The sequence below is a fragment of the Roseofilum sp. SBFL genome (assembly GCF_017746885.1).
Lineage (GTDB): Bacteria > Cyanobacteriota > Cyanobacteriia > Cyanobacteriales > Desertifilaceae > Roseofilum.
Window position 1 is genome coordinate 16393 of sequence record NZ_JAGHZH010000049.1, and the last position, 13885, is coordinate 30277.

The following is a 13885-nucleotide window of genomic DNA, read 5'->3' on the forward strand; positions in this document are numbered from 1 at the left end:
CCCAAAAGCAGGATGGCATATCCGGTTATTCACTGATTAAAGATATAGATGCACAGAACTAGAGGGGTAAAGTTGTACTCCAAACTTTTCCCGATAAGGGCGTTTGGATCGTTGGTTTTAAGGGACTAGCATTTACATTTTCAATCAATGAGTTGCGATCTGAAGTTGAATGCCAAGGTTGCTCAAGGTGAGCGATCGCTCCTAGACCGACGGTTAAGGCGATCGCGTGAAAAAAAACCCATCCCTTAAACTGTAAACGCATGATTATCGACCCTTGAAAGACTACCAGAATCCTTTATATGCGCTTTTGCTCTTGGAGTGTGTGATAATTTCCAGAGTGGGTGAGTGATTCCAATCACCGTTGTAGGAAATCACGGGGCCCCTGATAATCAGATAAATCAGCTAACTCGTTGAGTGATAGCACTCCAGCATAAATCTGACCGTTAATTTCCCAACTGGGAAAAGCCTGAATGCCAGCAGTTTGACATTGTTCCACTTGCGGATTTATTCCGTCAGCAGCACATTCAACATAATTGAGTTTATCCACTGCTTCTTTACCAAACATTTGTTTTTGGTCATGGCAGTGGGGACACCAATACGCACCATATTTTTTGGCTCCAATCTCATTGAGATGGTCAATCAAGGCCAATTCAGCCGGTCCAGAGGGGGTCGTAATTGGGGGTGGCGCTCCTGCGGCAGCTTGGGGATTATTGACACTTCCATAAACGCCTAGGGTAGCGACCAGGGTAACCATGGCTACAGTTAACCCGGTAAACGCTAATTGTCCGATATCGTCCCAAGCGTGGCCCATGAGGGTAACCACAAATAGGGAGAGAGATAAGAGAGCTGAAAGCACACAATAGGGACAAAAAGCTCCAATGGCGAAGGCCATGATGTACATTAAATAGACACTCCCCACGACCATCACCGTACTGGCGATGAACATCAGGAAACGAGTCCACTGGTCTAGGGTGGTTCGTAGTTCCTGATTGCGATCGGGATTGATAAGTAAGGGAGCGATCGCTAGCATCAGCATGGCTGCATAGCCAAAAAAGCCGAACAGGGTGAGAGGCAAACCAAAAACCGTTGCATAGGGACTGCCCAAGACCTCTTTACAGCCTGTGTTAGGGCAAACCACTTCTGCACTACCCATGAACTCAGCCACGGTTAAAAATGCTGTTTCAATCGCCCCAACGGTCGCTATCGCAGCGGTAATGGGTCGAGACCAACGATGAATCCAGGGACTAGAACGCCTACGCCTCATAACTTAAATTGAGTAATAACGATGTAGATATTTCGATTGCAGCTTGACCTCCTCCCCGGTCTAAAGACACAGGGATTCCTAAATCTCACAATTTAGGTTTCTGCTTCATCGCAGTTGCCTTCGCCGATTTCCTCGACTCCGGTCTTACACTCACTCCACAGACTATCCCCGCGAGCCACGCGGTTCTTATGTATTGAAATCCATACCAGAAAATTCAATTTTAAGTTTGATTCTAGGGTTAAAACTCTTAAAGTTTATACTTTTTATTGCCCTGTCCTCTTTTCCCGGTCTACCGAGCTTTCTGCGCCACGAGCTGAACTCGATTTCGTCACGTTAAGGCTTTCTGTTTCGTCTGCGTCGCGGGTGGGTCATTGACCAATATTATTTTAACATAATCTGTCCTAAAATGAAGGGAGTTAACAGGCAAGTTTTAACTTGCTTTTAGCCTTCATCCCCGGAATGAATTCACGGGGGTTTCGGCATATCCCCTATAAAAATCTTAGGCTTGCCACCTGCAATGAATTCAGGTGAAGCCGGTTTTCCGCAGTTAAAAGTTCTGTGAACCTTGATATCCAGACAATTGGGCCAACTCCTCTAAGGACAAATTTCCTTCATATTTTTGACCGTCAACGATCCAAGTTGGATAAGCGCTAATGTTTGCCTGTTGACAGATTTGTGCTTGGGGAGCTGTTCGCCCTTCTGGGGAACATTCGATATAAACCGGCTCACTTTCAGCTAGCAGGATGCGATCGACAGCTTCTTGCCCAAACCGTTCTTTTTGGTCATGGCAATGGGGACACCAATAAGCGCCATACATTTTAGCGCCAATGCGCTGGAGATGCTCTGCTAGAGCTAAACTCGCTGGGGTTGAAGCTGTTTCTATTGGCCGGTTTTCAGGTTTTGAGGCTTGAGCTTGAGCCGATCTGCCGATGGTGGAAGGGTTAAAATCTCCTAGGAATAATAATCCACCCGTGTATAGGCCGAGCCACAGGAGGGAAAGGGTTAATCCTTTGGGAATCCATTTTAGGGAAGAGTTCACAGGTATTCCTCCATAGATAGGGGTTTGAGAAGTGTGGATGTGGACTAGGATTCAATGCTGGAAGTTTCCACCGATTCACTTAATTTAGGTTAGTTTGAGGGTAAACTCTGTTGGGCAAATTCGACAAATTGATTGACTCGGTTGGGATCAATGGGGTGTTCAATATGCCCATGGCGTTTGAGGGAACTGGAGACAATCACACCATCAGCATGGGGGAATAGATGACCAATATTCTGCCAATCTGCTCCACTACCGATAAATACGGGGGTTTCTTGGGCGAGTTGGCTAGCCAATTTCAGGTCTTTAATATCAGGGGGACTGCCAGTTGCTGGGCCAGATAGAATGATGGCATCGGCCAGTCCTCGTTCAATCGTGTCTGTAAGAGTAGACGCGAGGGTTTGCTCTCCTAAGGTGTGAGCATGTTTGACTAAGACATCTGCCAAAATTTTTACGTCTGCTCCAAGTTCGCGCCGATAGCGTAGGAGTTCGTGTGCTTTACCTTCAATTAATCCTTGATCGGTAGCCATTACGCCAGTGAGGACGTTGACGCGAATAAATGCTGATTCGGTGCAGGAGGCGATCGCCAAAGCACTATGAGCATCATTGCGCAGGACATTGACTCCAATGGGCAAGGTCACAAGGTTTTTTAGGCGATCGATAATTAGGCTCATGGCGCTCACCACAGATGGATCGACCCGATCTTTTGTGAAGGGGGCATCAAAAAAGTTTTCTACCATGATGCCATGGACTCCGCCTGATGCTAGGGCAGTGGCTTCTCGTTCGGCTCTAGCAATGACGGTTTGCAGGTTCCCTCCCCACCGCGATGATGTTGGTAGGGGTAAAAGATGAACCACGCCAATAATGGGGTTTGAGGTTTGAAAAATCTTAGTTAAGTCCACCCGTTTTCTCTTTCCGGACTCATCAACAACAACTGCACTTGGATATCTGAAGTCGGTTTTCTGTAAGGGTTATAAATTTTATGGATTGGGGATTGCTCTTTCATACATTTATTGTTTCTTACAGGAACGGATGCAAGCAGGAGCCACGGTTGGCTCTCCAGTCAGGTTGACTTTTGGAGTTGCTTTTTGGGTGTGCTGGTAAGACAACACCGTATGATAATACCATAGGCTATGCTGTGCGATTCAATCACGCAAGGGGATAGCAAAATGCTCAGTTATCTGAGGGGAACCGTTGCCCAAGTTGACCGGCGATCGGGAAATCGTGTGACTCTGGTGTTGGAGGTGAATGGTTTAGGTTATGAGATCCAAGTGACTCGTCAGTTAGGCGATGGGATCTCTGAGCGTCAAGATGAGGTTCAAGTATTTACCCATTTGATGATTCGCGAGGAGCAACCCTTGTTGTATGGCTTTACGTCGTCAGCAGAGCGGGATCTATTTCGCCAGTTGGTGGGAGTAAGTGGTATTGGGGCACAATTGGCGATCGCCCTTTTGGATACGTTGGGGTTGTCCGATTTGGTGCAGGCGATCGTTACGGGTAATATTAAACAACTGGTACGCACTCCTGGGGTGGGTAGTAAAACAGCCGAACGTATTGCTCTAGAGTTAAGAAACAAGTTATCCCAATGGCGAGATACATCTGGAGTCGCTCTACCGGTCTCTAGTACCATTCCTTCAGCTTTGCAAGAAGATGTGGAAATGACTCTTCTCGCTTTAGGATATAACCAGGAAGAAATCGCCCAAGCGTTAGGTGCATTGAGTCAGAAACCCAATCTGATGAAAACTCAAGAGGCAGAAGATTGGATCAGGGAAGCCATTAGTTGGTTGAGTTAAGTTTTATTTTTCCAGAGGTGATTCCATGAATTCAGCTTGTGCTTACTCGGATCGCTTGATGCAGGTTTGAGAGGCGATAACACATCGTGACTAAAGGGAAATAATTAATGCTTTTCAAGAACGTCTTTTATGGAGAAAAATTAAGCCATTTTTATGAACCTATCGAAAGAAAAAGTTATGCCTTTATCCGCTGAAGAACATCAACAAGTTATTGAATTTTATCGTCAAGATATCCTCAAGCGGCAAGAGCTAATTAACCGTGACCTTTCCCATTGGCTTGTGTAACTGGCTGATTTGCTTAGGAGCTTGGGTCACAATCGAAATTTGTGTTATAGTATAAAATTGCTGAATTTTGATGGATTATACCAACAAAACACCTTATGAGTCTCACACAAACCAAAAAACATCAAATAATGGCTGAGTACCAGGTTCACGAAACCGATACCGGTTCAGCGGATCTGCAAGTAGCTGTTTTGACTGAGCGGATTAACCGTTTAAGTGCCCACTTAAAATCGAATAAGAAAGACTATGCTTCTCAGCGAGGTCTGATGAAAATGATTGGTCAGCGCAAGCGTTTGTTAGGTTACATTAACCAACAAGACAAAGACCGTTACAAAGCGTTAATTAGTCGTTTGAGTATCCGGGGCTAGAGTAATTGCCTATGTCCCCTGAACCCACTCAAAAGGGTGAGTCGGTTGCGAAGGAACGATTGCCCTTCGAGCCAAAAACCAGCCGTAAAAAAAATCGTTCTACTCCTTCATCCTCCTCCAGGAAATCAAAGTCCTCTCAAGGGTCCCAGAAAAGAACCCCAATTCGTCAGGAAGACCGGGCGATCCCCGAAACTGTAAGTAAACGGATGATTAAGCGCATGGCTTTGTTGTCTGGTGTACCTACTGCCCTAGGTGTGTTAACGTTTGCGATCAGCTATTGGATTTTGACCCAAACAGAGTTTGATTTACCTCATATTGCTGTGGTGTTGGTGAGTATGGGGTTTTTTGGCCTGGGTGTCCTCGGTTTAAGTTATGGGGTACTCTCGGCCTCTTGGGATGAAAATCGAGTAGGGACTCTGCTCGGTTGGCAGGACTTTACCCAAAATTTAGGTAGAACGATCGCCGCGTGGCGATCGATCAAACAAGATAAGTATTCAGAATGACCCTATCGAATCAGGATATCAACCATGATTGTAGTAATGAAAAGCGGTACGCCAACCGCAGAAATTGACCGAGTCAGTGATGAACTGGGAACTTGGGGCCTGACACCAGAAAAAATAGTGGGTCAGCACAAGGTGGTCATTGGTTTAGTTGGGGATACAGCAGATTTAGACCGGGAGAGAATTCAAGAATTGAGTCCTTGGATTGAATTAGTATTGCGTGTCGAACAACCCTTTAAGCGTGCCAGTCGTGAATATCGTCATGGTCAAGCCTCGGATGTGGTAGTTTCTACACCTCAAGGTGATGTTCCCTTTGGCGAAAGTCATCCTATCGTTGTAGTTGCTGGCCCTTGTTCAGTGGAGACGGAGGAGATGATCGTTGAAACGGCCCTGCGAGTTAAGGCGGCAGGAGCTAAGTTTCTGCGCGGTGGCGCTTATAAACCAAGAACCTCACCCTATTCGTTCCAAGGCCATGGAGAAAGTGCCCTAGGGCTACTGGCCACAGCGCGGGACAAGAGCGGCTTAGGTATTATTACAGAAATCATGGATACGGCAGATCTGGATGCAGTGGCAGAAGTGGCTGATGTGATTCAGATTGGGGCCAGAAATATGCAAAATTTTGCCTTGCTGAAGAAGGTCGGGGCCCAGGATAAGCCGGTTTTACTCAAGCGAGGAATGTCCGCAACCATTCAGGAATGGCTGATGGCGGCTGAGTATATTTTGGCTGGGGGAAATTCTCAAGTGATCTTGTGTGAGCGGGGAATTCGCACGTTTGACCGTCAATATACCCGCAATACCTTGGATCTGTCTGTCGTTCCGGTCTTGCGGACGCTGACCCATTTACCCGTGATGATTGACCCGTCCCATGGGACGGGCTGGTCTCAGCATGTACCTGCGATGGCGAAAGGGGCGATCGCCGTAGGAGCCGATGCCTTAATGATTGAAGTTCATCCCAGCCCCTCGAAAGCGCTCTCGGATGGGCCTCAGTCCCTCACCCCAGATGAGTTCGATGAACTGATGAAAGAATTGGCGGCGATCGGTAAAACGGTCGATCGCTGGTCTATCCCAGAAACCGTTCTGGCTTAAGAGTTTCGGGAGTTATCAGTATGCCCTAATTGGGTAGGGGCGTTGGTCACCCTACCCTTTTTAGTGAAATAAACTATAATTAGAACTGAAAGTAATAATGGTTTAGGTTATTATTCACCTTGTTTACTGCTGTTTCCTCCCCCACTCACGTCTCTGAACTTCCCGACGACCTCTTTGAGGCGATCGCCACTCTCAAGCGAGAACTCAACGCCATTGTCTTGGCCCATTACTACCAAGACCCCGATATTCAGGACATTGCCGACTATATCGGTGACTCCCTTGGCCTATCCCGCAAAGCTGCAAATACTGACGCAGAAGTCATTGTCTTTGCTGGGGTTCACTTTATGGCCGAAACTGCCAAAATTCTTAACCCTAATAAATTGGTACTTTTACCAGATCTCGATGCAGGTTGCTCCCTAGCCGATAGTTGTCCACCTGATGCCTTTGCTGCATTTAAGGCCCAAAATCGAGATCATTTGGTAATCTCCTACATTAACTGTACGGCCGAAATTAAGGCTATGAGCGATATTATCTGCACCAGTTCCAACGCTGTCCAGATAGTCGAGCAAATTCCTACCCATCAACCCATCATCTTTGCACCAGATCGCAACTTAGGACGCTATGTCATGGAACAAACCGGACGAGATCTCCTCCTCTGGGATGGCAGTTGTATTGTCCATGAAACCTTTTCCGAAAAGAAAATCGTGCAACTGAAAGTGCAGCACCCCGAAGCCGAAATTATAGCCCATCCCGAATGCGAACCCCCCGTACTGCGCCATGCCGATCATATCGGTTCCACCACTGCTTTACTCAACTATGCCCAAACCAGTCACAGTCCCACATTTATTGTGGCCACTGAACCCGGAATTATCCATCAAATGGAGAAGGAAGCGCCCCATAAACAGTTTATTCCTGCACCACCGATAAATAACTGTGCTTGTAATGAATGTCCTCATATGCGGCTCAATACGTTAGAAAAGCTCTACTTGGCCATGAAAAAACGGACTCCAGAAATTACCCTACCCGAAGACATTCAGGTAGCCGCTTTACGTCCCATTCAAAGAATGTTAGAGATGACCTAATGATTGGAAAAAAACATCTTTAGAAACCTAGAAGTCAATGGTGACAGTCAGAATTATCCAGCAAGGAGATAACCAGGGAGATAAATACCAGGTTGCAATTACCCTGGAAGGCTCAGAGGTGAGCCAGAGTGCGGCGGCAGACTTTGAATTTAGAATTGAGGAGCAAGAGCTTGAAGACATTCGCTGGTATCTCGAAGACTTTTTGCAATACCCTCAAGAACCCGCGCCCAAGATTGCCCGTAGGATAGAACGGCGGATGTACGAAATTGGAACGGAACTGTTCGAGAAGGTATTTTACGCCAACAAGGATACCCGCGACCTGTGGGAAGTTTTACGCCATAAAATCGGCGACGCTCGCATAGAAATCGCTTCTCAAGGGGACTCTGATGCGGCGACAATTCCGTGGGAACTCATGCGCGTTCCGTACAGCAATACGCCTCTAGCGTTGGGTGCAAGCGCCTTTGTTCGTACCAATTTTCAAATAAAACGGGAAAGTCAAGCCACTCGCTACGGCAATAGCAAGATTAAGATTTTAATGGTTATCTGTCGCCCTCAAGGTAGCAAAGACGTGGCGTTTCGGTCGGTGGCAACCAAGTTGATTAAGGGGCTGACAGACGGCGGCAGCGAGGTTTTTCAATTAGACGTTTTACGCCCGCCAACATATGACGAGCTAGAGAAGGTTTTGCGAAGAGCCAAGGAGGATGGATTTCCCTATCGAATCGTCCATTTTGACGGACACGGGATTTATGAAGACCTCAGAGCAAAAAGAACGGGCAAGCCTCCTAAAAAGAAGCGGGGTTACCTGATATTTGAAAGTTCGGATTCCGAGTCTGGCAATTCTCCTGCGGAGACGCTTCGCGATCGGGAGGACTTAGTTCACGGGCAGTTGCTCGGTTCGTTGCTCGCGGAAACGGAGGTATCTTTGCTGGTGCTTAATGCTTGTCGTTCGGCTTATATTGAGACACCTAGCAAACCGGGTCAAACTCTTGCAGATAACCGGAGTAGCGCATTAGGTTCTCTAGCACAAGAGGTAATAAATGCTGGCGTGGCTGGCGTGGTGGCAATGCGCTACAACGTTTATGTTTTCACCGCCGCCGAATTTGTGGCTAATTTGTACGAGGCTTTAGCTCTAGGTCAAACACTGGGCGAAGCCGTCACAAAAGGACGCCAGCAGTTACGCGCTCAACCGATTCGGGAAGTTGCCTTAAGCCCGCTGCCATTGCAAGACTGGACGGTGCCGATAGTTTACGAAGCAGCCCCCGTGGCGTTCCCCAGTTCTGCCAACACTCTCAAACAAGCCTTTAACCTTAGCGACAACGATACCCCGCTTGCAGGTGAAGAAAGGAGATGGCAATCGTCCAAAACCCCCGATGCGTTTTTCTTGGGCCGCGACGAAACCCTGCTGGCACTCGACCGTGCTTTCGATACGGGGCGCATTACTCTGCTGCATTCTTATGCTGGAAGCGGCAAAACGAGTACCGCTGTTGAGTTTGGCCGCTGGTACGCGCAAACTGGGGGCGTGAAGGGACGGGTGCTATTTTCCTCTTTCGAGCGATATTTGCCTTTGAGGCGAGTGCTGGACGAGGTTGGCGTAGCATTTGAGGGCTGGTTAAAAACAAGGGGAGTTCGCTGGCTGGCGCTAAGCGATAGCGAGCGGTATTCTTGGGCGCTTTTAGCATTGCGAGAAGTTCCCGTGCTGTGGATTTGGGATAACGTCGAATCAGTAGCTGGGTTTCCTGCTGGCACGGAGTCGACGTGGAGTTCCCAAGAGCGCGACGAACTGGCTAAATTTTTGCAGGAGGCAAGCCAGACGCAGGCTAAGTTTCTACTTACCTCCCGTCGCGATGAGAGAGGGTGGTTGGGCGAAGAGCCTATCAGGATTGCAATACCGCCAATGCCCATGCAGGAACGGGTGCAACTGACACGGGCGATCGCCCAGAGGCTGGGACATCAATTGATAGAGGTAGGGGATTGGTGGCCTTTGCTGCAATTCAGCCAGGGAAATCCACTAACGATTGCGGTGCTAGTAGGCCAAGCACTGCATGACGGATTGAAAACCAAGCAGCAAGTCGAGAATTTTGTGGCTCGGCTAAGAACGGGCAAAGCCGCGATTGAAGATGACGAGAGGGAGGGGCGATCTAAGTCATTGGGCGTGTCGTTGAGTTACGGCTTTGCTCGTGCCTTTACAGAGGAGGAACGCCAACAACTAGCATTGCTGCATTTATTTCAGGGTTTTGTAAATGTGGACGTGTTGTGTTGGATGGGCGACCCCGATGAGGACTGGTGCGTGCCTGCCACGCGCGGTTTGACCCGCGAAGCTGGTATTGCCAAGCTCGACCGGGCTGCTGAGGTTGGCCTGCTTACTGCTCGCGGCAACGGATTCTACACTATCCACCCAGCCCTGCCGTGGTATTTTAAGCGCCTGTTCGACCGATACTACCCCGCGTCTCCTTCCGTTGAGGGAGAAGAATCGGAAGCAACTTTAGCTATCCATGCTTACGTTCGAGCAATTGGCGATATGGGGGATTATTTCTACCGCGAATATGACAAAGGCAAGCGCAATGTTGTCAATTTAATCGCTGCGGAGGAGGCTAACTTGCTCCACGCAAGGGAAGTATCGCTGGCAAGGAGCTGGTGGAATGGAATTATAAATCCAATGCAAGGTTTAAAGGCACTTTACGAACATACGGGACACCATTCGGAGTGGGCGCGGCTGGTAGAGGAAATCGTACCGGAGTTCGTCGATGCAGACAGTGACGAACCCCTTCCAGAGCGGGAGGTTTTATGGATTCTCGTTACCGAATATCGCGTAAAAGTTGCCGCTGCAAGGCATCAGTGGGAAAAGGCCGAACGCTTGCAACGGCTATCAGTCCGTGAAGCTCGCAAACGTGCCAAACCATCTCTAGCCGCGCCTCCAGAATCGTTAGACGGCAGCCAAAGGGATGCTATTAGAACCCTAGCGGTAGCGTTGAGTCAGTTGGGCGATATTCTGCGTGACCTAGGGTCGCCCGAATGTCTTATAGCTTACGAGGAAGATTACAACCTGTCGCTTCGCATAGGCGACCGAGAGGGTGCGGCTGTTACCGCCATCAATATTCGTAAAGCCTATATGACAGTTCCCGATCTGTGCGATTTAGCACGAGCGGAGACTAGCTATCTAGAAACTTTAACAGTCCCTGGCGAGAAAGACCCGCTAAAAATTGCCGGTATTTTGGCACAGCAGGGGCAGATAGCTTACGAACGATGCAAAGAAGCAATCGCCACCGGGCAGTCGCAGGAAGACCAACTCCATCACCTCAATGACGCGCTAGCCTGCTACCAAAAGGCTCTCAATTTGTTGCCTTCGGGTGCGCTAAGTTACTTAGCGCTAGTGCATAACCAGCTTGGCAACATCTACAGCATAGCGGATGCTACTTATTCTCCTCTTGCCTTGGAACACTGGCAGAAGGCCATTCGTTACGAAGAAGACCAAGGAGATATTTACCAAGCCGCCCGAACCCGCTTCAATGTAGCCTTGCATCTGCTAAGGGATAATCGGTATAGCGATGCTTTGCTTTTTGCTGAGGCCGCTCTTAGCAACTACGAAGGCTATGGAGATAAAGCTTTAAACGACGTTCAGAAGACAAGGCAATTAATTGTTCTTATAAGGCACAAACGAGGTCAATAATATGAATGTAAACTGGTTCGATGACTTACCCGCGATAGGTAAAATGCCCGTGACGCAAGCAGCGGCCAAATTGCGCGAGATAGGAGAGGAGGAGTTGGCTATAGCGCTCTTAGCAGCGGAAGACCGGCAACCGGCTGCAAGTACCTTTTCTGGATGGAGTCTGTTTGAAAGACCCTGGCAGCACGCCGCTCATACCTTTGGCTACATTGCTCCGGTGCCTGCTAACACTAAAATTATTCCCATTAAATCTGCCGGAAATATTAATCCCGACCTATCGCTCAAAAATGCTCGTATTAAAATTACGCTAAACTGCTTGCGCGTAGCCTCCTATCCTGGGGGTGACACTCACCAAATATTGTTTGATTTTTATACTCAAAACCAATTACAAAACACCCAAGAGCATTTGCACTTCAACAGCACCTATCGCGTGCGCGAAGGAGAAAGAGCGGCTATTATCAATTATCCTATCTTCGTTGGGTTGAATGTCGGTAATGATGGAATTCCTTTTAAGTGTTATACGGTCAATATCAAAAACGAAGAAGACGAGGCTGCTGTAAAGTTTTTGGAGTCCGACGTATTTAAAGCTGGACTTAAGCTATCGTCAACCGTACAGCCAGCGATCGCGCCTCTATCAGCGATGGCGGTTGGTTTGACTAAAGCGATTGCTCGTCGCCGAAAAAATGTTCCCGTGCAGGATTTTTACTTGGGATTAGATTTTGGCAGCAATCCTCTAGGAGCCCGTTTGGCTGAAGGGGTTTACGTCGCCGTGCAAATCCCAGAAAAAGAAAGGCGCGTGTGGGACTGGAGCGATTGGGTGTACGATGCTGAAACAAGTCAGGTCGTTAACGATTACGATCATACCGAGTTAATTCCCCACAATTATATTGCTTTTGGCATTAGCCGCTAAGGTCGCTGTAGCAACCTTTATCAGTGGTGTTTTGCTGAAAAGATCAACTCAAAAGTCGGGATTGCATAACCATGCCAAACCAATAAGTACAGCCCCATCAGCAGTCCTAAAGCTTTTATTCTGTGAGGGGATTTCAGAAAGACACTATTGGTTAAAAAATAAGGATCTTTCAAAAATCTAAATCCCCGTTCTACTGTCAGAATATTGATCTACCATCGAAACTGTGGTTTCCGGCGATCGCGCTATGATGATTGGCTAACTTCAAAATTGAGTCAAACCCCTTAAAATCAACCGATTTACTAAATCCGGATATTCATCATGGGGACAATGACCCGCATTCGGAATCGAGATAAACTCAACATCTGCGCGGGTTTGAGCCAAACGACGATACAGCTTACCTGCACTAATGGGAGTCCAAGGGTCATTTTCGCCCCACAAGACCAACAAGGGCTGTTTGACTTGGGTTAATAACTCTTCCGGTTTTGGCCCTGGAGGAGCAGTTAATACCGAAGCAAAGACTTTTTGTGCGCCAGGATCGCAGGAGGGTTGATAGAGTAAATCTACTAGCTCATCTGTAATAGCCTCGGAGGACATATAGACTTGGTGGAGCGTCCTGCGAATACGATGTTTTTGTCGCACCTGATTGAACAGAAATGGCCCAGTAACCGGAGAACTTACCAAACGGGTAAATGCTCCCATGATTATCCGTAAGGGAAAATTCAGCTCTTCAGGACGATGGTTCAATCCTCCAGCACAGTTAATCAAAACGCCAGCCTTTCCCCGCTCTGGAGTTTGGGCTAGAATCATTAAGCTCAACAGTCCGCCAATAGAATTACCAATCCATACGGCTGGCTGTTGAATATGAGTTGCCCAAAAGTCCTGAAGCAGGCTATACCAGAGATCCATAGAGTAGTCTAAAGGGGGTTTATCTGAAGCTCCAAACCCTAGTAAATCGAGGGCAAACACTTGATATCCAGCCTGGGCTAACATGGGGATATTTTTGCGCCAATGACCCACACACCCGCCAAAACCATGGAGTAGGACAAGGGGAATACCCTCGCCCTGAACCGTATAGATAATTCGATGGTTTTGCCAGAGCCAGGTTTGAGGGGTTGAGAGTTTTGGAGATAACTGTTGAGTTGTCACAGGGTTTGAGAGAATATCAGGTGTGCTGATTGGATTTTAAACCCTTTTGACAGTTGGGGGTTAGGGTCAGAGGTGAGGTAGGGGGCGATCGCGCAACCCATTGCTTGTGCGATCGCATGGCTGATTATTTGAACATGCCATATCATGAGAATTAAGATCTTTAGTCCTCTGAATCTCAGTTACTAAACTCTATCCCTTTACATGGCTTTAATCTTGATGATTGAGCCTGATAATTGAGAATTGTCTTTATAGTTAAACTTTGTAGCTTATACAACTCTTATTTAAAAACATGATTCAGTCTTTTAATTCTAACCTGTCTCCACAACTGTTAGTCGTTGATGATTTTACAGAAAATCTTCGACTACTGAAAACTGTTTTGCAACAGCAAGGTTATGAAGTTCGTTTAGCCGCTAATGGTAAATTTGCACTCACCAGTCTTGACCATTTCCAGCCTGATTTAATCCTTCTGGATATCATGATGCCGGAAATGAATGGGTATCTTTTTTGTCAAGAACTGAAGCAAAATCCCAAAACCTCTGATATCCCGGTCATTTTTTTGAGCGCTCTTCAAGAAGGAATGGATAAGGCTAAAGCATTTCAATTGGGAGGAGCCGATTATTTGACAAAACCGTTTCAAATGGAGGAACTGTTAGCTCGGGTTAAACATCATCTGGAATTAAGAGATTTACAACGAGAATTACAACTCAATAATAATTTTCTAGAGATCAAGAATAGACAATTGTAGAAAACTCAA

14 protein-coding genes are annotated in these 13885 nt (G+C 47.4%); 9 read left to right on the forward strand and 5 right to left on the reverse strand.

All coding sequences use genetic code 11. The annotated features are described in order from the left end of the window. Positions 1-58: 58 nt before the first annotated feature. The 4 genes from J7545_RS05300 to btpA all read right to left on the reverse strand — a co-directional run bounded on the left by J7545_RS05300 (position 59) and on the right by btpA (position 3202). On the reverse strand, positions 59-262 hold the full coding sequence (locus J7545_RS05300; RefSeq protein WP_318700048.1) for a hypothetical protein: 204 nt from the start codon (positions 260-262) through the stop codon (positions 59-61). A gap of 93 nt (positions 263-355) precedes the next feature. Beyond that, the gene (locus J7545_RS05305; protein WP_318700047.1) at positions 356-1264 is read right to left on the reverse strand and encodes a vitamin K epoxide reductase family protein; all 909 of its coding nucleotides are present in this window, start codon (positions 1262-1264) and stop codon (positions 356-358) included. Positions 1265-1811: 547 nt separating this feature from the next. Continuing rightward, positions 1812-2303 (reverse strand): hypothetical protein, encoded by a 492-nt coding sequence (locus J7545_RS05310; protein ID WP_318700046.1) that lies wholly within the window; start codon positions 2301-2303, stop codon positions 1812-1814. Positions 2304-2392: 89 nt separating this feature from the next. Next, entirely contained in the window at positions 2393-3202 is an 810-nt protein-coding gene (btpA, locus tag J7545_RS05315; protein WP_318700045.1) for a photosystem I biogenesis protein BtpA, read from the reverse strand. Between the two features lie 267 nt (positions 3203-3469). Here btpA and ruvA point away from each other — a divergent pair, with 267 nt between their 5' ends. From ruvA to J7545_RS05355, 8 genes are all read left to right on the forward strand, one after another. Then, positions 3470-4093, forward strand: coding sequence for a Holliday junction branch migration protein RuvA (gene ruvA, locus J7545_RS05320; protein WP_318700044.1), 624 nt, complete (start codon positions 3470-3472; stop codon positions 4091-4093). Between the two features lie 153 nt (positions 4094-4246). Further along, positions 4247-4378, forward strand: coding sequence for a hypothetical protein (locus J7545_RS05325; RefSeq protein WP_318700043.1), 132 nt, complete (start codon positions 4247-4249; stop codon positions 4376-4378). Positions 4379-4473: 95 nt separating this feature from the next. Next, positions 4474-4743, forward strand: coding sequence for a 30S ribosomal protein S15 (gene rpsO, locus J7545_RS05330; RefSeq protein ID WP_318700042.1), 270 nt, complete (start codon positions 4474-4476; stop codon positions 4741-4743). An 11-nt stretch (positions 4744-4754) separates the two neighbouring features. Continuing rightward, a complete protein-coding gene (locus tag J7545_RS05335; RefSeq protein ID WP_318700041.1) occupies positions 4755-5246 on the forward strand; it encodes a PAM68 family protein in 492 nt (163 codons plus the stop codon). A 24-nt stretch (positions 5247-5270) separates the two neighbouring features. Then, entirely contained in the window at positions 5271-6329 is a 1059-nt protein-coding gene (gene aroF, locus J7545_RS05340; RefSeq protein ID WP_318700040.1) for a 3-deoxy-7-phosphoheptulonate synthase, read from the forward strand. A 119-nt stretch (positions 6330-6448) separates the two neighbouring features. After that, positions 6449-7411 (forward strand): quinolinate synthase NadA, encoded by a 963-nt coding sequence (nadA, locus tag J7545_RS05345; RefSeq protein ID WP_318700039.1) that lies wholly within the window; start codon positions 6449-6451, stop codon positions 7409-7411. Positions 7412-7448: 37 nt separating this feature from the next. Continuing rightward, on the forward strand, positions 7449-11078 hold the full coding sequence (locus J7545_RS05350) for a CHAT domain-containing protein (protein ID WP_318700038.1): 3630 nt from the start codon (positions 7449-7451) through the stop codon (positions 11076-11078). A gap of 1 nt (position 11079) precedes the next feature. Further along, complete coding sequence (locus J7545_RS05355; RefSeq protein ID WP_318700037.1) at positions 11080-11985, forward strand: hypothetical protein; 906 nt, start codon at positions 11080-11082, stop codon at positions 11983-11985. A gap of 261 nt (positions 11986-12246) precedes the next feature. Here the strand turns inward: J7545_RS05355 and J7545_RS05360 are convergent, their stop codons facing one another. Then, on the reverse strand, positions 12247-13131 hold the full coding sequence (locus J7545_RS05360; protein WP_318700036.1) for an alpha/beta fold hydrolase: 885 nt from the start codon (positions 13129-13131) through the stop codon (positions 12247-12249). Between the two features lie 289 nt (positions 13132-13420). Here J7545_RS05360 and J7545_RS05365 point away from each other — a divergent pair, with 289 nt between their 5' ends. Beyond that, entirely contained in the window at positions 13421-13876 is a 456-nt protein-coding gene (locus tag J7545_RS05365) for a response regulator (RefSeq protein WP_318700035.1), read from the forward strand. Positions 13877-13885 lie beyond the last annotated feature (9 nt).